This is a genomic window from Verrucomicrobium sp. BvORR034 (genome assembly GCF_000739635.1).
Taxonomy (GTDB): Bacteria; Verrucomicrobiota; Verrucomicrobiia; order Verrucomicrobiales; family Verrucomicrobiaceae; genus Verrucomicrobium.
On the sequence record NZ_BATQ01000079.1, the window covers coordinates 1 to 22,470 of the forward strand.

At 62.0% G+C, this 22,470-nt stretch carries 14 protein-coding genes; 4 read left to right on the forward strand and 10 right to left on the reverse strand.

Going from position 1 to position 22,470, the window contains the following annotated elements; genetic code table 11:
• Positions 1 to 550 precede the first annotated feature (550 nt).
• The 8 genes from BV034_RS13800 to BV034_RS13835 all read right to left on the reverse strand — a co-directional run bounded on the left by BV034_RS13800 (position 551) and on the right by BV034_RS13835 (position 14,800).
• Positions 551 to 2,542, reverse strand: coding sequence for a CehA/McbA family metallohydrolase (locus tag BV034_RS13800; protein WP_050027594.1), 1,992 nt, complete (start codon positions 2,540 to 2,542; stop codon positions 551 to 553).
• Between the two features lie 55 nt (positions 2,543 to 2,597).
• On the reverse strand, positions 2,598 to 4,025 hold the full coding sequence (locus tag BV034_RS13805) for a DUF1501 domain-containing protein (protein ID WP_050027595.1): 1,428 nt from the start codon (positions 4,023 to 4,025) through the stop codon (positions 2,598 to 2,600).
• A gap of 98 nt (positions 4,026 to 4,123) precedes the next feature.
• On the reverse strand, positions 4,124 to 6,439 hold the full coding sequence (locus BV034_RS13810) for a c-type cytochrome domain-containing protein (RefSeq protein WP_050027596.1): 2,316 nt from the start codon (positions 6,437 to 6,439) through the stop codon (positions 4,124 to 4,126).
• 40 nt (positions 6,440 to 6,479) lie between these two features.
• Positions 6,480 to 7,520, reverse strand: coding sequence for a metallophosphoesterase (locus BV034_RS13815; protein ID WP_050027597.1), 1,041 nt, complete (start codon positions 7,518 to 7,520; stop codon positions 6,480 to 6,482).
• Positions 7,521 to 7,543: 23 nt separating this feature from the next.
• Positions 7,544 to 9,802 (reverse strand): hypothetical protein, encoded by a 2,259-nt coding sequence (locus BV034_RS13820; protein ID WP_050027598.1) that lies wholly within the window; start codon positions 9,800 to 9,802, stop codon positions 7,544 to 7,546.
• Between the two features lie 19 nt (positions 9,803 to 9,821).
• Positions 9,822 to 12,047 carry a DUF1549 domain-containing protein gene (locus BV034_RS13825; RefSeq protein WP_050027599.1) on the reverse strand — a complete coding sequence of 742 codons (2,226 nt, stop codon included), beginning with the start codon at positions 12,045 to 12,047 and terminating at the stop codon, positions 9,822 to 9,824.
• 979 nt (positions 12,048 to 13,026) lie between these two features.
• On the reverse strand, positions 13,027 to 13,989 hold the full coding sequence (locus tag BV034_RS13830) for an alpha/beta hydrolase (protein ID WP_050027600.1): 963 nt from the start codon (positions 13,987 to 13,989) through the stop codon (positions 13,027 to 13,029).
• Positions 13,990 to 14,080: 91 nt separating this feature from the next.
• A complete protein-coding gene (locus tag BV034_RS13835) occupies positions 14,081 to 14,800 on the reverse strand; it encodes a hypothetical protein (protein ID WP_050027601.1) in 720 nt (239 codons plus the stop codon).
• A gap of 1,465 nt (positions 14,801 to 16,265) precedes the next feature.
• Here BV034_RS13835 and BV034_RS13845 point away from each other — a divergent pair.
• Genes BV034_RS13845 through BV034_RS13860 form a run of 4 tightly spaced genes read left to right on the forward strand, consistent with a single transcriptional unit; the run spans position 16,266 to position 19,793 of the window.
• Positions 16,266 to 17,015 carry an RNA polymerase subunit sigma-24 gene (locus BV034_RS13845; protein ID WP_050027603.1) on the forward strand — a complete coding sequence of 250 codons (750 nt, stop codon included), beginning with the start codon at positions 16,266 to 16,268 and terminating at the stop codon, positions 17,013 to 17,015.
• 43 nt (positions 17,016 to 17,058) lie between these two features.
• Positions 17,059 to 18,177 (forward strand): serine/threonine-protein kinase, encoded by a 1,119-nt coding sequence (locus BV034_RS13850; protein WP_050027604.1) that lies wholly within the window; start codon positions 17,059 to 17,061, stop codon positions 18,175 to 18,177.
• Positions 18,178 to 18,226: 49 nt separating this feature from the next.
• The gene (locus BV034_RS13855; RefSeq protein ID WP_050027605.1) at positions 18,227 to 19,336 is read left to right on the forward strand and encodes an IS630 family transposase; all 1,110 of its coding nucleotides are present in this window, start codon (positions 18,227 to 18,229) and stop codon (positions 19,334 to 19,336) included.
• A gap of 34 nt (positions 19,337 to 19,370) precedes the next feature.
• Positions 19,371 to 19,793, forward strand: coding sequence for a hypothetical protein (locus BV034_RS13860; RefSeq protein ID WP_050027606.1), 423 nt, complete (start codon positions 19,371 to 19,373; stop codon positions 19,791 to 19,793).
• Between the two features lie 775 nt (positions 19,794 to 20,568).
• Here BV034_RS13860 and sufU read toward each other — a convergent pair.
• Positions 20,569 to 21,066 (reverse strand): Fe-S cluster assembly sulfur transfer protein SufU, encoded by a 498-nt coding sequence (sufU, locus tag BV034_RS13865; protein ID WP_050027607.1) that lies wholly within the window; start codon positions 21,064 to 21,066, stop codon positions 20,569 to 20,571.
• 47 nt (positions 21,067 to 21,113) lie between these two features.
• Positions 21,114 to 22,343: a cysteine desulfurase gene (locus BV034_RS13870; protein WP_050027608.1), complete on the reverse strand. Its 1,230-nt coding sequence runs from the start codon at positions 22,341 to 22,343 to the stop codon at positions 21,114 to 21,116.
• Positions 22,344 to 22,470 lie beyond the last annotated feature (127 nt).

Consider the following 22,470-nt stretch of genomic DNA (forward strand, 5'->3'; position numbering starts at 1 on the left):
CTGCGCGCTCAGGTGTTGGGCGTGGTCGGTGAGGGGGATTTCGCTAAGCCTCCGACGTCGATGGCCTGACGGCTTCAACACCTGATAGCCCATTCCCCGCCCGAGCGCGCAGCGCTTTTGGGACTGCGGTGAGGATCACCGCTTTTGCGCCCCTTGTGACTTTCGCCAATTGGCGCGTTTGCAGCAGGGCGCTGGCTGCTGCGGGTGTTTTCAGGTGTTGGATGGGGCGAGCCGTTCGAGGGAGGAGAATGTTGAAGGGTTGTTTGATTGCGAGTCCCGGCAGACAACGCAGTAGCTGTCGCGTCGGGGTAGTCCGACGGTCCCGGTCGGTTTGGGAGCGAAGAGGGCGGAGAACAAGGTTGCCTGGGTGGATAGCAGCCGATGGGGTGCACCAGGCGGTTGGGAAGTTGGTGGTCGATCTCTCCGGTTCCGATCGGCGGTTGTGCAAGCACAAACCGCCGCTCCTTGGGGTGTGGGATGGGGTGGAGGACGTTGCAGGTTGATTGATCGCGCGTCCTTGCGGCGACTGAGCCGATGGTCCCCGCCCTCTCTACTCCACCGCCTCGCCGCCCTGCAACGACTGCACCTGCGTCCTCACTGCTTCATCATAGCCTTTCAGCATTTCCTTGAGCTTCACACCGTCTCCACCTTCCCGGTGCACCAGGGCCTGGGCGATGGCGTAGGCGGAATGGAACTGGCCGTCATCGTCAGCATCGATCCAGACGGGGTTGGTCGAGCCGATCACTTTCGGGATGAAAGTCTTGCTGCTGGGCTGGTAGGGGCGGGGGATCTCCCAGAAGGGTTCGGTGATGCCGGGGCCGGTGGCGATGGCGACGAGATGGACATCGTGCGCGGGCTTCTCCACTTCGAAGTTGACCACGCCCTTCACGCCTCCCTTGTGGTGGGAAGAGATCGGCATTTCCCCGATGAGGATGCCGTTGGCATACAGTCCCACTTTGTCAGCTGTCACCCAAGACGGTCCGCTCACGGTGACCTGTACCTTGAGATGCTCGCCCAGCTTGGTGGCGAGATCGCCCACTGTATAGCGGTCGTTCACCTTGATCTGGGTCAGCAGGCCCAGGCTGACCAGAAGCCGTCCCTCCTTGTAGCTGCGCCACACCTCGTCGAGCTTGAGGTTGGCGGGGTTCGCATCATCCGTCGCGACATAGGTTCTGCCCTGGCCGAGGATGAAGCGGTTCACATCGTGGCTGTCGCTGGAGGCGATGGCAGAGATTCGGTGGCCGCGATTCAGGAGGGCAAACCAGTCGCGATAGAGCAGGTGCACGTCCGACTGCATGGCGGCAGAGGTGATGACCTCGACGGCATCAATGTCCAGAACGGAGGCATGGCGGTGCTTCCCGGTCTTGGGATTGAACATCATGCCGCCAAAGGGGATGAATCCGCTGTGGAGGTCGCGTGGGTGGTTGAGCGTCACCACCTTCACACCCGGGGTGGCACGAATGGAGGGGATGAGTTTGGCCCAGTCCAGTTCCTGCTGATTGGGCGGAGTCGCGGCGGCATCCACGGGAAAGGCGTTGAAGTGTCCAGCCTTGGTGGTCACTTCGTTCCCACGCACACCGGTGAAGTAGGGTGTCGTGCCTGTGGAGGCTGCAGCAGGACCGTAGTCGGTGTGATGATTGTGATCGGTGGCGATGGCCAGTTCGATCCCTTCACCCGCGATGGTGCGCATGCGATCCTCGATGGTGGCGTCACCATGGCCACTGTGGGTGAGGGTGTGAATGTGACTGTCGGTCGCGATCCAGCCGGTGGTGTCCACCTCGCGGTTAAGAGCCAGCTGCATATCAAGCGTCTCGCCACGTTTTACCGTGAACTCCCGCCTCTCCACGCCCCATTCGAAACCCCGTCCCGCGTGGAGTACATAGTCTCCGGGGGGGATGGAGAGCAAGGCCTGTCCCTGCGCCGCATACACGACGCCTACTCGCGTGGTGACCTGGGCGGCGGGTTCGGCCCGCAGAGGCTGGAGGGTGCCGTCTCGACGAGTAAGGGTCAACCGGCACGGGAGAGGTGATCCGTCGGCCTTGTTCGTTACGCCCACTTTTACCGATGCCCCACCAATCGCGGCCACCAGAGGCTGATGGGTGATGGAGACGGGTCCGATTTCGATGTCATCGAGCGAAGGCGGGGCCTCGATGCACAGCTTGTTCTCGCCTTCCACCAGGGTGCCGGGAGGGATCTCCAGCACCGTTTCCAACGGAGTCTCTGCGGTGGTGAGGTTGCCCAGCTTCTTGTTGTTCAAGAAGACGGGCCAGTTGAGCTTCACGTCCCTCTGCCACAGATGGAGGGTGCAGGCGGTGGCGTTGGGCTGGGCGGTAAAAGAGATATCGAGCCGCTCGGCATCCACCGGCTTGTCCTTGTAGTGCTCCCATTCCCAGGAGCCTGCCTTGCCCAAGTGTTGCGTGCGGGGCGAGAGAACGAGGGCTGACGAGGCGCTGCCCGGCACCGCGTCAGCGGCGTCTACTGGACAGGGGCCGAGTGAAAGGACGAAGGCGCTGGCTGTGAGCAGCCGGAAGGGATGGGGCACTACACAAGAGGGGAATTGGGTTTCAGGAAACTCCCATCCGGAGGGGCGCGGGATGTCAGACCACGAGCTCCGCAATGGGCCGCCCGTGATCCACAATCGGCGTGGGACGACCATTCAGATCGTTGATGGTGATCTTGGACGAGTCAATCCCCAGGTGATGGTAGATGGTGGCGAGGAAGTCCCCCGGGCCACAGGGTCGCTCGATCACATCCTCGCCCCGCTTGTCCGTCGCACCGATGATGCCGCCCGTCTGGATGCCGCCGCCGGCCCAGATGTTGGAGAAGGCGCGTGGCCAGTGGTCGCGACCGGGCTGGAGGGTTCCAGCAGGCGCGCTGGCGTCACCTGCACCGGTGCTGCGGTCAAAGCTGATCTTGGGTGTGCGGCCGAACTCGCCCGTTACGACCACAAGCACCCGTTTGTCCAGTCCGCGGGCGTAGATGTCCTCGATGAGGGCGGCCACCGCCTGGTCATAGTTGGGCATGCGGAAACGCAGGGCTTCAAACTGATGATGGTTCACGGCGTGGTCATCCCAGTTGCCCACACGGCCGCACAAGGGGCCGCTCAGGCTGCTGGTGACCATCTCCACGCCTGACTCCACGAGGCGGCGGGCGAGCAGAAGCTGCTGACCCCAGCGGTTGCGGCCGTAGCGATCACGGGTCGCGGCATCTTCTTTGTTCAGGTCAAACGCGTCGCGTGTCTGCGGGTTGGTGAGCAGCGTCATCGCCTGGGTTTCAAACTCATCCAGTGCGCCCAGTTCACCCTCCCGGTCAAAGGCACGTTCCATCTTGTCAAGGCTCTTCCGCAGGGCGACCCGCTCGCTGAGGCGGCGCGTCTCGGCATCATCAGCCAGGCCCAGATTCGGCACCTGGAAGTTGGGACGGTTCGGATCATCCGTCACGGAGAACGGTGCATAGGCATCGCCGAGGTAGGCGGGACCATTGTACTCCAGGGGAGGATTGACGCCGATGTAGTTGGGCAGGGGATTGGTACGCTTGCCTTCCTTGGATCTCAGGTAGTGGGCCACCGACATCCAGTCGGGCAGGCGGGGCTTGGGTTTGTCCCGCGTGTCGGCGTCGCCAGACAGCATTTGCATGGATCCTGCCGGATGGCCGCCGGCCTTCTGATTCATCGAGCGCAACACCGTGAACTTGTCCGCGATACGGACGTGGTGGGGCAACAGCTCCGTGAAGTGGGTGCCGGGAACCTTGGTGCTGATCGTTTTGAACGGGCCCCGATACTCACTGCCGATCTCTGGTTTGGGGTCGTAAGAGTCCAGATGGGAGAGCCCCCCTGGCAGCCACACCATGATGATCGCCTTCCGCTCATGCCCAGGTTTCACGGCGTTCTCCGCCCGCAGCTTGAGCAGCCCCGGCCAGGTCAAGGAGGCAAAACCCGACAGGCCGACCTGCATGAAGCTGCGCCGGCTCCAGCTCAGCGGGCCTGCGCAGCGGACCAGTTTGGAAGGGGTGATGATGGAGGACATGGTGGCGTTGAGTGAGGGGGATTACGGGCTGGAGACTGGAAGACTTGCGCGGCCGGGGCCGGTGAAGGGCATCGCTATCAGGTGTGGTGACAAAACCATCATGGCGGGGAGGTGCCTGAGGGCGTGAAAACAGCCAGTTCCCTGCCGCTGGCCCGGTCCCACACGCGGAGGGTGCTGTCTTCACCTCCCGCAATGATCAAGCCGCCTCCTGGTGCGCTGGCCACGGCTTGCATGTAGTCGGGCAGGTTGGCCATTGCGCGCACCTGGGTGCCGTCGTCGCTGACAATGCGGACCAGATTGTCTCCGGCCGATGTGACGAGCTGGTTCGAGGATCCAATGTACTGGAGGGCGGTGACCTCCTTGGTCCAGCCCTCGATCTTCTTGCGCCGCTCACCGGCGAGCATGTCCCAGGTGAGGACGACGCCATCGGCACCAGAACTCGCCAGCACGCGCCCATCAGCGCGGAAGGCCACGCCGGTGACGTGGTGGGTGTGCCCTTCAAAGGCATTGGCCTGCCGGCCTGTGCTGACGTCTGTGACCTTCGCGATCTTGTCCGCTGCGCCGGAGGCAAGTAGCTTGCCGTCGGGTGAGAAGGCGAGGCTGAGGACCGCGTCCTCGTGCAGGTCCTTCAGTGTCTGGAGGGGCTTGCCTGTGGCGGTCTCGAAGACGACGACCTCCCCGGATCGGGAGGGCTCTCCGCTGCCAGCGGCCAGTTTGGTGCCATCCGGGCTGAAGGTCACGGCGTTGACCCGGTCGGCGAACCGGTCCGGCTCGGCATCCCCGCCGTAGGTGCGCTCCAGCTTCCATTCTGGAGCGGCCGGGGTGGCGCGGGTGGAACTCCGGGTCAGGACAAAAGCGCCATCGGGGCCGGATGAAAGCGAGGTGTGGGTTGTTTCCTTGTTGGAGGCGTCCAGAGGTGCGCCGCTGGCGACGGCCCAGAGGCGCATGGAGCCATCCTCCAGCACGGCCCCGATCTGCTGGCTGTCGGCGGAGAAAGCCAGGGCCACTGGGGGTGACGAAGGTTTGGCCGCATCTTTTTTGAGAGTGCTCACCTCTTCCGTGACCTTCGCGGCGGTGGCCTGGGAGGCGGCCAGCGAAGCCTTGGCGGCAGTGACGCCGTCTGCGTTCCGCGTCTTGGTGTCCGTGATGCGCTTCACCTCATCCTGTGCGTCCTTCAGATTGCTTTCTGCTGCTGAGACGGCTGCCAACGCGGAAGTCTCCGTCATTCGCGTGGTGATGAGCTTGTCCTGGGCATCCTTGAGCGATTTCACCAGAGCTGGGTCGGGCTTGTCAGCGGGAAGGGCGGCCAGCTTGGTGGTGAGTTCATCCACCGCCTTTTGCGCCAGGTCCCTGGCGTCTGTGGTGGGCTTCACGACTTTTTGCTTCTCGGGAACAAGCTTTTGCATGGCCGCGATGGTCTCGTTGGCCTTCTTCAGCAGTTCCTCCAGTGCTTTGTTCTGGGCCTCAATACGGGCGATCTCCGCATTCTGGAAGGCCTGCTCCAGCGTCTGCAGTCCCAGCGCCCACTCCAGTGCGGCCGTCTGACGAAGGTCGGTGTAGGTGCCGCGCAGTTCCAGCGTGGGTTTGGCGGCATCTTTCTCCCACAGCCGGACCACGCCATCCGCGCTGCCGGTGGCGATCCTTGTTCCCTGGGGGGCGGTGGTGCTGCTGGTGATCTTGCTCTTGGTAGTTTCCTCAGTCTTCTTCAGCCAGGCGGGGTCAACAGGGTGGGGAGTTGTCGGTGCCGCCGGGGCCGCTGGGGTGGCGGGGGCCAGCTTCCACAGCTTTGCTTCACGGAAACTGCCGCTCGCCAGTCGCGTGCCGTCCGGGCTGAAGGCCAGGGTCTGCACCATGCCGCGGTGGGCTGCTTTTCCAGGAGCGGTGGCGTCGTGCAGTTCAGACACGAGCTGCCGGGTGGCAAGATCGTAGATGAAGATCCGGTTGGACCTGCCGCAGGCGGCGAAACGTCCATCTTGGGTGACCGCCACGGCGTAGATGGGATGCACACCCGCGGCCAGAGGCTGCCATTGCACCTGCCGGACCTCTTGTTGGGCGACCGGGGCACCCTGGTCGATCCAGAGTTTCAGCAGTTCGATTTCGCCAGGGGTGAGATTGACTGCGCCCGACTTGTTGTTGGCCGGGGGCATCTCCATGTCGTTCTGGTGGCGTGAGGCCTGTACCACCAGGCTCTCCGCTCCCTTTCCGGTGATGAGGGCTGGACCGGAGTCTCCTCCCGCCTTCATCGCCTCGGGCGTTTCCATGTTCAGGCCAGCCTTTGTCGTGGTCTTGTTGTGGCAGGAGATGCAGTTCGCCTTGAGAAAGGGCTGCACATCCTTGTAGAACTCGAGGGGCTCACCCGCTGCATGCGCAGTGGTGGCCAGAATCAAAGGGAAGGCTGCCAGGGGAAGTTTCACGAGGGAGAAAAGGAAATAACGAGGAAAGCGGGAGTGGTCGTCAGACCGTGGGCGGGTAGAGCACCTCGATGATGAGGTGGGCACCGGTGGCGTTGGCACCGGCGACGATTTGAGGGATGCCATGGAGGACGTCCAGAGAGGCTTTGTGGGTGTGCCCGGCAAAGACGCCCAGGAGGTTGGGGGCGGCGAAGACTTCGCGGTGAAACTCCAGGGTCACGGCGGTGTGCCCCTCCTGCCGCCAGGGAGGGCGACGTTCAATGGTGAAGCCCTTGTCCACCTTGGCGCCCCAGGCGGGATGACCGCAGCCAAAGCCGACTGGGCGCCCCGGAGCATAGAGGGGGATGTGCACCATCAGCACGAGGGGCTTGCCCGTGGCCACCTGGGCCTTGAAGAACGCCAACTGCTCCGGCAGGATCTCATAGGTGGAGTTGTCCAACATGACCACGCGGACTCCGCCGACATCCAAGGCGGACATCAGCGGGTTTGCTCCCTGGTGCAGGGGTAGGAGGCGCTTTTCACTCCACTCCTTGCGGAGATCTGCCGAGGTGCCGGGCAGGCCTTCGTAGTGCCAGTCGTGATTGCCCGCCGTGTAGCGCCAGGGAACGTTCAACGGGGCCAGCCGGGACTGGACCCACTCGATGGCCGCCTCCGAGGGGAAGCTCACGATGTCACCCACCAGCAGCGCGGCGGCTGCATGCTCCTTCTGGGCCGTTTGAATAGTTTCCTCGAAACAGGCCTCCGGCTGGGTGGGCTGGAGGGTGCGAAAGTGCTTGGTCTGGTTGTAGGCCTTGGCCATGCGGCCGCTGTACTCGCGGAAGGGGGCGCCGCGCTCGTCATCGCGAAACAGATGGGTGTCTGCCAGCATCACGAGCTTCACCGGCTCCGTCACCTGGGGGCTGTACAACCGGACGCGGACGTCATCGATGGCAAAACCGGCCCGCAGCGAGCCTGACGTGGAGGCTGCTGCGAACCCTGAGCCTGGGGCCTCGGCACCCTGGATCAAGGCGGGACCAAGGAACGAGCCCGCTGCGGCAGTCTGCAGGAGCCGGCGTCTCGTCATGTTGTGGGCGGATGAATTCATGAAAGCGACGGGAACTCAGCGGTTCACGGTTTGCTGGAGGTCGTGGCGGCAGAGGCAACGGGGGCGGGTTTCACGGAGAGCCGGATGGGGGATGAAACAACGATGTCCACGGTGTCCCGGGGTTCCGCCGTGGTGCTGACTGTCTTCATCCTCTTGGTGGCTTCCGCCATCAGGGCACCCGCCTGTTGAGCTTTTGCGGCAGCAGCCTTTGCTGCGGCGGCATCGGTGGCGGCGATTTTTTTGGCCTCTTCGGCAGCCGCTTGGGCCAGCAGTTCGGCTTTCTTCTGTTCCGCCTCTGCCAGGGGCACGGCGGCGGGGTTGTAGCGGTACTTGCTCACAGCGGTGCCATAGAGGGCCAGCGCGTGCTCCCCGACCGGAAGCTTGAGCGCGGCGAGGTCGAGCGTGAGGGTTGTGGTCTCCGCCTTCATCGGGATGTCTATTTCCTTCACCCCGGCAAAACCATCGCCGTACGCTTTGAGCTTGAGAGACGTACCGGTGAACTCGTTGCGCCAGGTGATCTTCAGCGGGATCGTCACCGTGGTGCCCACCGTGGCCTCCACGACCTTGCTGTCGGCGGGCTCGATGGTGAGAGGCGCTGGCTCAGAGTTGCTCACTGACACCGGGACATCGGCCATGAGACGAGGCGCAGGGATTTCACCCTTCGCGTCCTTTACGGGCCACTTCATGGTGGCCATCCGGCAGGGACGGAGGGTTTCCTGGCCATTGATGACAGCCTTGCCGGTGATACTGGCCAGGGAAATGCCCGCAGCAGCATCGCTGGCGGCGGTGAGGATGAGGTGACCGTAGGACTTGCCAGCACCGATCTTCAGGCCCGTGGCGGTGACGCCGGTGGGCAGACCTTCCATGGCAAGCTCGATGGCTCCGTCGAAGCCATCACGCCGTTGGGTCACCACTTCAAAGACCCGGGACTCGCCAGCCCGAAGGGCCATGGGCTTGGAGAGGGCGGCGCGGTCACCATTGCGGAGGGTCATGTGCACGCCCCAGGCGGCCAGAGAGAAGTCGGGGGCGGCTTTCCGGACCAACAGCCGGTATTCATTGTCCGGATCGCTGCGGGTGCCGCCAAAGAGATCCCGCAATTGCAGGCGGTAGATGCCGTCCTCTTTTACCTCGAATTTCCCGTTCACATCCGGGGAGCCGGCGTTGTAGGGCGGGCCATCATAGGCGTACCCATTCGAGGAGAGCTTCATGGGGCTAGGGATGTCGTAGAGCTCCGCCACATCGGTGAGCGTCTCTTTCCCATCCGCCTGCTTCACTTGCTGCACCAGCACGAAGGGGTCTGTGTCGCGGCCGAGGCGCTCGGAGGCAACCTCCACCCACCAGGTCTCGCCCTTCTTGGCCGCGAACTCATAGGTGTCCACATCCGCAGCGGGATAGAAGCTGCCGCCAATGTCGCAGGGCAGGGAGACCTTTTGAGCCTCTGGGGCGCGGTTGTTGGGTTCCGCTTCGCGGTTGGCGGGGGTGGCTGTCAGGCCAGCGGGTGGCCAGGACATGGCGCTCACGGTCTGGGTCTCAGGCTGGCGGGGAAGAGGTGCCTGTCCAGAGGTGGTCTGCAAGGCCAGCCGGTAGAAGTAGCGCTCACCGCCCTGGAAGGTGAGGTCATTGAGTTTGATGAGATAACGTCCATCGGCCGGAGGCGTGAAGTTCAGGCGGCCTCCAGTGCGGTTCACCAGCAGATCCCGCCCCTGTGCATCGGCGATGACAACCACGGGCGTCAGCCGTGAATCGATGCCTGCCGCCGCGCAATCCACGACGATGGGTTGCCCCTGTTTGGCCTGGAACGCATAGTGATCCACGGCACGGCGGGTCATGCTGGCGTTGCAGATGGAGTTGAGCTCCAGCGCCATGGCCGACTCCACCGTGTTGTTCGCCGCGGTGCGGGTTATTTCCTTTAAGTTGCTCACGGCGAAGGCCCGCACGGATGAGATGCCCAGTCTGGAGAGCACTCTGGCATCATGCACGCCGGCAGGGGTGCCTGGGGCAACGCTCACGAGGAACTTGTTGGGCACGGGAGTTCCGTCGGCACCCGTTACGGGGCGGGCGGTGATTTGGGGGGAGGAGAACTGAAGGGACGTGACGTCTTCCAGATTCTCACCCGTGATGGTGACTTCCACCGAACCGCCAGCTTGGGCCCCCATCGGCATGACGGTCAGCAGTCGGGGCAACGGGAGGGTGACCTGCTGCGCAAGGGTGGGAGAGGCCGCTGCGAACCATACGGAGACCGCGACGCCCAAGGTGGGGAGGAACAAGTGCCTGCTAGTCATGAAAAGGGAGCGGTTTGCGTTAGTGGTTGTAGAGAAACTCCTTGGTGTTCACGAGCGCCCAGATGAGGTCCTCGTAGCCCTGGCGGAGGGCTTGGGCGGCTGGGAGTGGCTTGTCTTGCGCATCCAGTCGCGGCTTGAGCAGGTGGGTCTCACTGAGTCGGATTTCTTCAGCGGTGGGCTCGCGGGAGAGGGCGGCCTGGTAAAGCTCGCGAATGCGGTCGGGCACAGATTTCTCCGCCTTGCTCAGGCGGTCTGCTCGACCGTTGCTCACGGCCAGCTTGGCCTTCACATCCGCGGCGTTCATGAGGTGCAGGCTCTGGGCCAGGCTGGAGGATTGCACCCGCTCGCATTCGCACACACTGGCCCCTTCAGGCCGGCCGAAGACTTTCAGGAAGGGGGAGGCGCGGTTGTAGCTGTTGTCCGGCAGGGAGATGGCGCGGGTGCCGGGTGGGAGGTCGGCGAAGTCGGACTGGGCACCTGTCACTTGGTTGATCGCATCCAGCAAGACCTCGGCCTGCATGCGCTTGGGGTAGAAGTGGGAGAAGTTCTGCCGGTCCACCGCATTGTGATCGTTGGGCATGGCGCTGAGCTGGTAGGTCTGGCTGCGGGTGATGACTCGCACGACCTCCTTCAGGTCGAACCCGCTTTCGACGAAGTGTTTGGCCAGGTCGCTGAGGAGGGCAGGATTGGTCGCGGGATTGGAATCGCGGATGTCATCCTCAGGTTCGATGAGCCCACGCTTGAAGAAGTGTTTCCAATAACGGTTCACCAGGGCGGTGGCGAAGAAGGGGTTGTCCTTGGCTCCCATCCAGTCCGCGAGTTGCAGGCGCGGATCATCATCGGGGGCGATCTCCAGGATGGGGCCACCCAGAGCGGCGGGCTTCACGGGCGTGCGGGTCTTTTTGTTCTCCAGCTGGGCCGTGCCCCGCTTGTGGAAGATGAGATCCTCCCCGGCAATCGCGGTGGGCTTGCGACCCACCTGGCTGAAGAAGGCGGAGAGACTGTAGTAGTCCTGCTGGCTCCAGCGTTCGAACGGGTGATGGTGGCACTGGGCGCACTGCATGCGCACGCCCAGGAAGAGCTGCGCCACGTCTTCCTGTTGCAGATGGGGTTCCTTCACCCGCTTGTACCAGGCCACCGGGGGATTGGAGACAATGGTGCCGGTGGCCGCCAGGATCTGGCGCACGATGTCGTCGTAGGGGCGGTTGGCCAGCAGGCTGTCCCGCATCCAGGCATGGAAGGCAAAGTTGGCGGTAATATCAGCCGCGTCATCTCGCTTGTTCTTGAGCAGGGCGGTCCACTTGTTGGCGAAGTAGTCGGCATAGTCCGGGCTGCTCAAGAGTGCCTCGATGGCTTGATCTCGTTTGTCAGATGCCTGGGATGTCTGGAAGGCTTGGACCTCCTCCAGCGTGGGCAGCCGGCCCGCGATGTCGAGAGAGACGCGGCGCAGGAACGTGGCATCGTCTGCTACGGGTGAAGGGGGGATGCCGATCCGTTTGAGGTTGGCGAAGACATGCTCATCCACGAAGTTCTTCGCAGGAGGGAGAACCTCCACTGGGGCTCCCAGTGGAATGGTCACGCTGAAGACGGAGACCTGCCCGGCATAACGCACCATCACGGCCACGTTGCCAGGGATGTCCTGCGTGGTCACGAGCCCTTCCTCGGTCGTCTCCGCCATGCTTTTGTCATTGGCTTCGTAGAGAGACAGTGAGGTGACGTCGCGAGTCGAGCCATCGGTGAAGCGGGCGGTGACTTTGAGCTGCTGGGTCGTCTTGGCCTTCATGGACAAGACGGAAGGCTCCACTGTGATGTTCGCCAGCTTGGCATCCTCGGGCCGTCCATAGGCCATTCCTTCGCGGATCCAGCGCACAAGGGTGGCGTATTCGTGCGAAGCGGGATCGAGTTTCTTGCCCCCACCGTGAGGGACGATGTTGGCCGCTTTCAGCACCAGCAGGCTCTGCTCTGGCGCGGCGGGGAAGACGCGGCGTCCCTTGCCCTCTTTGACGATGTACTCGTAGTCCTCCTGAGGCTCGAAGCCGAGCAGGGAGAGGCGGAATCCGCGCTGTCCGGTGCCCGCTTTGGCGTGACATCCGCCGGAGTTGCACCCTGCCTTGGTCAGGATCGGCTCGATGTCGTTGACGAAGTTGAGAGGCGGGTTTTTTTGAGGTGCCTCGGTGGTCTCAGCGCCAGGGGCGCTGAGCGTGAAACAGAACAGCGCCGTCGCGATGTATCCCAGTCGCCCCACGCTGGGGCGTGAGCGGGTACATCTTGGGCTGGGGAAATGCCGGCGCGGAATCTGTCTGTCCATCAGGACAAACATACGGAATCAGCGGGCAGGATCTGGCTTGGTGCGTGCGGAGTGCCCTGTGGAGAGGCGATAAAACGGGCTAATTGAGGGGGTAATGGGATAAATGCGTAGGGAGCCGTCACAAAAAGTCAGGGCGGGGGAGGCGTGCGGAAGTGGGAGGGAGGAGTGGTGGAGTGGTGGAGGAAAGGTAGAAGAGCCGTCTCGGCTCTTGGTTGCGGAGGGAGGAGGCGGTTGACGGTCGTGGAGGTGTCGATGGCGATGGGGCGGGAGAGGGTGAAGTCGGCCTCCAGATCTTGAGTTTGTCGAAGCTTGGTGACCTGGCGTGAAGCAATAGATTGCAGACGCTTCAGCTAGTGCCTCCTCACGTCGACAACTACAGGGGCGCTGAGTCGTTGGCGATCAAATACCAGTGGGTGAGAGTCGAGGCGTGAGCCGTCGGGGTGGGTGCGGATACAGAAGATGTTTGGGGATGCGTTCTGTCGTGCGACCGTCAAGCCCGGTCGTAGTCGACGAAGTGAGGAGAATAGACCAATCGCCGCGCTCGGGGTGGCAGCCAAGGAACCCCCTTGAGAAGGCCCGCCTCAGACCGAAGTTGATCCCAGTATGGGATCTGTAGCACAGCCCAAGGTTGGACGAGCCCTAAGCGAGTCAACCTTGGGTAGCGTCGCAGGAGATGATCAGGTGGGAAGGCCGACTGCATCTGCTTCGCCCCCCCCTCGCCATCAACACCTCCATGTCAGCCCCCAGGTTTCCTGGCAGGCACTAACTTCCTGGTATGCGATGTTTGAATCGTGAAACGCGATCGCGTGCCCAAGGGGCTGCAGGGCCGCGAGGGATGCCGCATCAAACGTCCCTGTCGGCCCGGCTAACACCTTTGCCTCCCGATGAGGGATAAGTTTCCGGAGCATCTATGGGCCTACGGCCCGACCAAAATGGGCTCGGTGGAGATCTCCGATTTCACGCCGCGCAGTTGCCACTCCAGGTACTGGAAGATGCGCTTGTTGAGTTCGTCGCTGTGGAAGCTGTGACCTCCGTTGGTAAGAGGAATCAACAGGGAGGTGACGCCTGCCTGCTTGAGGGCCTTGTCGATCAAGGTCGCGTGTTCGAAGCTGACGCGCAGATCCTTGGTGCCATGGGCGGTCAGGACTGGAGGATCGTCAGCCGAGACGTAGGTGACGGGGGAGGCGGCTTTGCCGGAGAGGGTCCGGTCACCGTCGCCCAGCAGGCCCACCACGGCGGGATCATCCAGGGCGGAGACCATCTTGCCATCCTGGTTCATGAGCGGGAGCGTCAGATCCTCGGGGCCGCAGAAGTTCACGACACAGGTCACCCGGCTGCTTTGATCTTTGAAGGGGCCAAGGTCTCCTTCCAGTTCCTTGACGCCACCGGAAGTGCCCAGCAGGGAGACGAGGTGTCCGCCGGCGGATCCGCCCCACACGGCGATGCGGTCGGGATCAAGGTTGTACTTGGCGGCGTTCCCGCGAATCCAACGGATGGCGGCCTTGCAGTCATAGATCTGTGCGGGCCACTTGGCCTCTGTGCTCATGCGGTAGCCTACGGAGATGCCCGCGTAGTTGCCATTGAGCAACAGACCGCCCAGGGCTCCGGCGGCGCTCTTGCGGTCACCGCCGATCCAGGCGCCGCCGTGGATGAACACGACCACGGGCAGGGGCGTGCTCACGGTGCGATTCTTTGGGACATACAAATCCACCATCTGACGGGGATTGGTGTTGCCTGCGTAAGGAAGGTCGAAATGGGCTTCGATCGGATGATTGCCGATGCGTTCCAGGATCACTTCATTGGTGACCGGCGGGGCTCCGACAGTGGGGAGGGTGGGCAGGAGCAGGGCCAGCAGCAGGCCGCGGTGGAGGAGATTCATGCAGGGGACAAGACGACGGGTGAGGTGGGGAAGTTACAGCGGGGAGGTGAGAAGGTGTGAGTGGCACCGTTGGAGGCGCAATCCGGCGGGCTCAATGCGCATACTGAAAACAGACGATTAGGACCCGTGGAGAGCCAGGGCGGACGATCATATCGGCTCCGGCACTCAACTCATAGAACACGGCATCGGGATCCAGGGGATCGCAGCCCAGCTCGACGGGAAGGTCTCCCACACGATACGGAGACCCTTGCAGCCGTACTTGACGCTTGGTGGAGGGCTGACGGGATCCGACAAACTGACGCAGGGACTCAGGATCAAGCTCGAAGGAACAGTACTCTCTGATGCCCATCATGGCATACGTGAAGGTGGTGCTCCCCAGCGGGTGATAGGCGAGGTAGTTCCGATGCCTCTGCGGCAGGGGCGTTTCGCTGAGGCGCTCGATCCGCCTCTGAGAGGTGTGTGGCTCGCGAACCTGAGACCAGATCATGATCACGGTCAGTGCCAAGAGCGGGCCGGCGACGGCCATCAGGAATCGGCGGCGGCAGTCCAGCGCCAGGGGGAGGAAGATGAAAGTCAGCCCAATCGGGCAGACGAGCGATCCCAGTGCGGGAACGATCCCGTGAATCAGCGGCCCCGGAGCCTGTCGGAGGATGAAACCGATGTTGCTCCACGAACCTGAGGAGCTGGCGAGAAGCACGAGATCTGCCAGATAGAAGGCGGAGAGGTAAAGTCCCACGCAACCAAAGAACACCGGCCAGCCTGCTGGATGGCAGGTACGCTTGGGGAGGGTGGATGGCGGAGGTTGTTTCATCAGGCTCCCGCCAGCATGCCGAAGTGGCGATGCGGTGGGAAGTCCTGAGGTGTGAATTCGACGTGAAGGAGTTGTGAGGGTTTGGTGAAGGGGCGGGGCGGGGCGGGGCGGAGTGGAGTGGTGGAGTGGTGGAGTGGTGGTGGGGGGTAAAGGAAACTACTAGAATCCGCCGAAGGGAATGTAGAAGAGCCGTCCCGGCTCTTGGTGGCGCGGGATGGTGCGGGTGATGGCGGTGGGGCAGTGGATTCCGGAGAAATCCCAGCCATTAGCCAGGGTTGAGCGTAGCGATACCCCTGGAGAACAAGAATCTGCGTTCGCCCAGGAGGGGTGACAGCAAGGTCCTCGTTCTGATGGACATCGCTGGCATCCACTCCGGGATGCAATACTCATTTTGATCTTCCGGAGGTGTCAGTCGCTACGCTCCTTCAACCATCCGGCTAATGGCTTTGATGCCTCCGGCATCGCGTAGCCCGGCCCGGTGCCCACAGGCGCATCAATCACACTTGGCGTGCGGTCCCCATGCTTCCTCGGACTGAGTCATCGCCAAGTTAGTGAGGAGGAGAGTAGTAAATGATAAGTATGCGTGACGACGCTGGATGCGTGACAATATCGGTATCCCATCCGGCGGGGTACACGACCAGGTCAGGAGATTGTAGATCAAAGGCAATCTCTGGTGGCATGTCCGCATGGAGCCCACTTTGGCTTTGCAGTTGAAGCTTGCGTTCTTCCGAGGGATGAAGGTTGCCGAGGCAATGATTTCCTGGATTCGGAATCAAGATGAAAACTGTAGCAATCGCGTATGCCGGAACCGATGCGAACCAGCAAGTTGGAGCCTTGAGGGTGATATGCCAAGTAGCGGTCGTGAGCTGCTGGAAGTGGTATCTTCAGTTGTTGAGCCAGTCGATCCTTTGATGTGCCAGGGCTGCTGAACACCATGTAGACCATTAGAATTGAGAGGGTCAGCATCGGGGCCACCAGAGCGACCATGAGTCTGCGGCGGGATTGGAAGGTGATGGGGATGAACAAGAGTGTAAGCCCCAAGGGGCAGATCAATGAGATGAAGCCGGCAAACGCTCCCTTGGCCAGCGTTTCGCCAGCATACCGTTTTACGACAGCAAAATCGGATCAGTTCTCAAAGCTGCTAGTCAGGAGAATGACGTCTCCAAGCAAGTATGACGCGAAGTAGATTGTCAACGCGCCGAGGAAGATTGGCCATGCGGCGGGGTGAGAAGTGGGTGGAGAGTCGGCCTCGGAATGTTGTTTCATGATGCTCGCACAAGGATGACGAAACGGGAGGCGGATGGGAACTGCCAAGCGGTGAATTCGGCGTGAAGGAATGGTGTGAGTTTGGTGAAGACTCGGCGAGGCCGGGAGTGGCAGAACAGGGTAGGGCTGCACAAAGAAGGTTTTTTCCTTTCATTGCGTGATAGTTCTCCTGCAATGTGTCAGGGGCCTGTATCAGACCATGACCGAACCGCTTCCTTCCACCGCAACAGCGCCTGCTTTACGCAGTGGGCTGGGGTTTCACAGCACCCGGTGGACGCGAGTCTGTCTGGCGAAGGCTCCTTCCGAGGAGGGGCGGGTGGCTCTTGCGGAGCTTTGTGAAGCTTACTATGAGCCGGTGGTGGCGTTTTTACGCTGTGAACTGCGCGATGCGGACGGGGCCCGGGAGCTGGCGCACGCTTTCTTCGCGCAGGTTTTGCGGGGTGGCACCATGGGGGCGGTGGATCCGGCGCGCGGGCGATTCCGATCCTATCTGCTTGGTGCGGTGAAGCATTTTCTGTCCCATCACCGGATGGCGGCGCATACGATGAAGCGTGGGGCGGGCTGGAGTGCGGTGGACTACGAAGGCGAGGAGATGGCAAACCTGGTGGATCCCGCGCAGCCTTCTCCGGATGCGCAATACGACAAGCAGTGGGCGGTAACGCTGCTATCGCATGCGTTGGATCACTTGCGTGAGGAATGTGTGGGGCAAGGGAACGGGCCCTTCTTTGAGATGGTGAAGCCTCTGCTGATGGGCGAGGGAGGGTATGGCGAACAGTCCGGTCTGGCCCACGAGGCGGGGCTGAGTCTTCCGGCCTTTCGCATGGCGGTGCAACGATTGAAGAGGCGATTCCGCCAGAGGGTGCGCGAGGAGGTGGCGGGTACGGTGGGAGACTCTGCGATGGTGGACGTGGAGCTCCAGGCATTGTATCGTGCTCTTCTGGATGGATGAAACTTTTCGGTGATGATTGGGAATCGACGCGTCAGGACCGGGTATGAGTGAATCATCCACAGAGATCAAAACAAGCTGCCCCAAGTGCGAGAAGCTGTTGGTAAACGCCCAGGCTCCCCTGGGGCTGTGCCCTGCCTGCCTGATGGGTCAGGTGCTGGAGCCAACCCAGACTCACGGGGGAGAATCGGCTCCAATGCCCACTCTGACACCCGAGGAACTGGCACCGTATTTCCCGCAACTGGAGATCCTGGAGTGTTTTGGGCGCGGGGGCATGGGGGTGGTTTATAAAGCTCGTCAGAAGTCATTAAACCGGTGGGTGGCGTTGAAGCTGCTGGCTCCGGAGCGGGTGGGGGATGGGGATTTTGCAGTTCGGTTTGAGCGTGAGGCCCAGGCTCTGGCGCGGCTGAATCATCCGCATATTGTTGCCGTGCACGACTTTGGAGAGACGCAGGGTTTTTATTACCTGATCATGGAGTTTGTGGATGGGGTGAATCTGCGCCAACTCATCCAGACGCGGCGGCTGTCACCCAAGGAGGCTCTGGCCATCGTGCCGCCGGTGTGCGAGGCGCTGCAATGTGCTCACGAGCACGGGATCGTGCATCGGGACATCAAACCGGAGAACATCCTGGTGGACAAGGAGGGACGCGTGAAGATCACGGACTTCGGCATCGCCAAGATGGTGACGGGTGATGAGGCTGTCGTTGACGAGGGGTGCGTCACCTCGGCAACAATTGGGATGGGGACACCGGCTTACGCTGCGCCAGAGGCAAAGGAGCAGGGGGTGATGCCGGATCATCGGGCCGACATTTATTCCCTGGGGGTGGTGCTCTATGAGTTGCTTACGGGTGAGCGTCCAGGAGAAAGGCTGGAGCCGCCGTCCCGCAAGGTGCAGGTGGACATTCGGATCGATGAAATAGTGCTGCGGGCCCTGGAGACAAGTCCGGAGTTGCGGTTCCCCACGGCTGCGGAATTTCGGACGCAGGTGGAGACGGTGGCGGCGGCGATGGAGAGGGGCGAAGAGGAGGAAAGACCCAAACAACCTGGGGCGGCGCGCAAGGGGCGGCGCTCGGTGATGGAGATGCTGGCGGGCTCGCCAGTTATTTCAGAGGTGCTGCAACACCTGACGCCCGCAGAGCGGCGGGAATTTGCCTTGCTAGTGTAGTGTTTCTTAAATAGCTATACAAAACGATCCGGACGTATATGTTTTTCTCATGGCTCGTCCGATTCGTCTTCTTGCCCTCGATGACACCCAAGTCAAAGACCTCAAGGCGGTCACCGGACGCCACTCGTCCCCACAGCGGTTGGTTATGAGAGCCAACATCATCCTCCTTCGCAGCCAGGGACTCTCCCAGCAGGATGTGGCCTCTCGTCTCTCGGTGGAGCGTGTGGTCGTCGCCAAATGGGAGTGCCGTTTCCGGCAGGAAGGGATGGCTGGCTTGCAAGAGCGGCAGCGTAGCGGAAGGCCTTCTGAGCTCGAGCCGGCCATCAAGGCGGCAATCCTCGTCGAAGCTGTGCGCCCGCCGTCACACCGGACACGCTGGAGCACACGATCCATGGCCAAAGACAAAGGGGTTTCCAATGCCACCGTCCATCGTCTCTGGAAAGCCAACGACATCAAGCCGCACCTCACACGGACTTTCAAACTCTCCAACGACAAGGATTTCGAGCCCAAGTTCTGGGATGTCATTGGTCTGTATCTTGATCCTCCGGAAAAGGCCCTGGTCTTCTGCTGTGACGAGAAGAGCCAGTGCCAGGCGCTCGAACGCACGCAACCGGGATTGCCGTTGGGCATCGGGCACGTGCGCACAGCCACCCATGACTACATCCGGCACGGGACCCTGACACTCTTTGCCGTGCTCAATTATCTGGACGGGAGCATCATTCGTCACACCACGCAACGCCATACCCATGTCGAATGGCTGGCCTTCCTCAAACAGATCGACAGCGAGACACCCGAAGGATTGGCCCTGCACCTGGTCATCGACAACTACTCAACTCACAAACATCCCAAGGTCAGAAGCTGGATCAAATGGCGCAACCAACGGCACGGCAAGGCGCATGGGATCGAACGCATCGTTCTTCACTTCACTCCAACCTCCTCGTCCTGGATGAACCTTGTTGAACGCTTCTTCAGAGACCTGACCGAGGATGCCATACGCGAGGGCAGCTTCACCAGTCTGAAGGATCTGGAGCAAGCCATCGAAGCCTACCTCGCGGACCGCGACCGAAATCCACGGCGCTATGTCTGGAAAGCCAAGGGCAGCGAGATTCTTGCGAAGATCCACCGCGCACGAATCTCCATGAATCCAAACAGAAGTTAAGAGTAGGTATTTGAGAATCACTACACTAGGGGGCATGTTCTCGCTGTGGAATGTAACGACGTTTTTCCTGCCGGTCTTCATCGGATTCATCTGGATGCCTCGTCCGACGGGATGGATGGCTGCCGGGGTGGTGCTGGTCCTCGGATTGCTGGGGTACCCGCTGTGGCGCAAGATGCATCTGCTGTATCTGTGCTTCACCGCGTGGGGGAAGGAGCGCCGTTTGACACCCAGTCAGCTTGTGGGCGGTCCATCGGAGAAGGCAGCACGACGAAAGGCGCGGGTGCTTGCGGTGTTGATTTTCTTTGGCGTGGCAGTCGCCGCCCAGGAAATCAGCGCAGCGACGGCGTGGTCGAGATCGAATGTGATGTGGGGATTAGCGGGGTTGACGTTGATGCTTGCGATGTTCGAGGGCTGGAGGATGAGGTGGGGAGCGAAGGGGGGCGGGGAGGTGGAGTGATGGGGTAGCGGGGGGATGGAGGGATGGTGCTGGGAACGTCAGTCAGCGCGATGTGGCGGGAAGGGTGGAATAGGAAATAATCGTCTGCGCCGGAGGGAAGGTAGAAGAGCCGTCCCGGCTCTTGGTGGCGTGGGAGGGCTCGGGTGACGCTCGTGACGGCCTCCACACCTGAGAACCTGTTTGGATAAAAACATCTGGGTGTGGCAGGATAAATTAAGGGATTAAGATAAGAGCGGCTTCGCCGAGGCTGAGATCTACCCCTCCGGGTTGCGGTCCTTTTGAGCCTGGACTGCGTTGCTCATCGGTTGTGAATCTCGATTCACGCCCTCTTCGCGCCTTGTCCAGACTCAAAATGCCTCGCAACACCCCCAGCGTTTTTATCCAAACAGGTTCTGAGGCTCTGCGCCATCTTTCCCAACGTTGAACTGCAACCTGCGCAGGCAAAGGGACATCGCTGGCATCCACTCCGGGATGCAATACTCATCTTCATCCTCCGGAGGTGTCAGTCGCTACGCTCCTTCAACCGTCCGGCTAATGGCTTTGATGCCTCCGGCATCGGGTTTCGAGTGCGACTGAGCTTCGGGCGAGCTGACCTTGCAGCAGGCCGCGGCCTGCGCTCCCCCAATGCAAAATGCCCCGATGCGCGGGGGGCGGAGGCTGAAGGTGTTGCAGCGTAGGTTGATCGCTGCATCACCTGGCGGGCCCTTCCGCAGGATGCAGAAGGGGGCACGCAGGATGCGAGCGCTCCCCAATGCGCGGCGCGACAAGGCTCCCGCTACCCTTCCACCTCAGTTGTCACGACGCTGGCGGATCCTTCGCGCAGGGCTTGCTCGAGGGCGCGCCAGGCGAGGGTGGCGCATTTCACGCGCTGGGGGAAGCGCCAGACGCCTTGGAGGAGTTGCAGATCACCCAGGATGTCTGGCGGATTCTCTGTCTGCTTGGTGATCAGGTCGTGGAAGGCGGCGATGAGTTCCTCCACCTCGGCGCGGCTGCGGCCTTTGGTCTTGATGGTCATGAGCGAGGCGGAGGCCTGGCTGATGGCGCACCCTTGACCGGTGAACTTGATGTCGGCCAGTTTCAGGCCGGTGTCCGCGAGCTTCACGGAGACCACGATCTCATCGCCGCAGGATGGGTTGTCACCTTGAACCTTGACCACCTTCTCGCCCGCCTCCGTGGCGTCTGCCTCGCTCAGCTCACCGAAGTTGCGCGGGCGCCGGGAGTGATCCAGCAGCACCTGCTGGTAGAGTTCTTCGAGGTCGGAGTTGGGGATCATGGAGGGAGGAGAGAAAAGAAGAGAAGGAATCCGCGGATCGACTCCGATCAACTGAAGAATCGGGCGGCCTCCTGGAGGATGGTGATCATGCGATCAATCTCCTCCTTGGTGTTGTAGAAGTAGAAGCTGGCGCGGGAGGTGCCGGGCAGCTTGAACTTCTTCATGAGCGGCTGGTTGCAGTGATGCCCGCCACGGAGGGCGAGGCCGTAGCGGTCGGCATAGGTGGTGAGATCATGCGGATGCGCGGACTCCATGACGAAGCCGACGAGCCCGCTGCGATCACGGGGCCCGATGATGCGGATGCCGGGCACGTCTGCCTCCATGCGCTGCTGGGCATAGCGGACGAGTTCGCCATCGTGCGCCGCGATGTTCTGCCGGCCGATGCTTTCCAGATAATCCACGGCGGCACCAAGTCCCACGGCACCGGCGATGTTGGGCGTGCCTGCCTCAAACCGGTGTGGCGCCTCTTTATAAGTGCTCTTGTGCAACGAGACGCTGACGATCATCTCCCCGCCGCCATGGTAGGGAGGGGTCTTCTCCAAAACCTCGGCCCGACCGTAGAGGGCGCCGATGCCGGTGGGGGCGCACATCTTGTGCCCGGAGAGCGCGAGGAAGTCGCAACCGAGGGCCTGGACATCCACTGGCAGATGTCCGGCGCTCTGGGCGGCGTCCACGACGGAGATGGCTCCCACGGCACGGGCGGCGCGGCACAGGTCTGCCACGGGGTTGACGGTGCCGAGCGAGTTCGAGATATGAGTGAAGGAGAAGATCTTCACTTCAGGAGTGAGGAGCTCAGGCAGCTTGCTGAGGTCCAGCGTGCCATCTTCCAGCACCGGGACAAAGCGCAGGGAGGCTCCCGTGCGCTCGGCCAGCAGTTGCCAGGGCACGAGATTGCTGTGGTGCTCCATCTCGGTGAGCAGGATGGCATCGCCCTCCTTGACATAGCGGGTGCCGTAGGCCTGGGCCACGAGGTTGATGCCCTCCGTGGTGCCGCGGGTGAAGATGATCTCGTCCGCGCTGGCGGCGTTCAGGAACTTCGCGACCTTGTTGCGCGCAGCTTCGAAGGCGTCGGTGGCGCGGGAGCTCAGCTCGTGGAGCCCGCGGTGCACGTTCGCGTTGTCATGCTCATAGTAGCGGGTCAGGGCATCGATCACCTGCCGCGGTTTCTGGGAGCTGGCGGCACTGTCAAAATAGATGAGTGGATTCCCCCGCACCTCCTGGTGCAGGATGGGGAAATCGGCGCGCACGGCCTCCCAGTTGACGCTGTCTGATGTCATGAAGAGACACAAAGACCAGAAGACACAAGACACAAGACGGAACCCGGGAAAAAGCACCATCTGTACTCTGCTGCCTTGGGGTGTCCATTGGCAGGGGCGGGAATTCGCCATAGGCACCCCTTGCGCA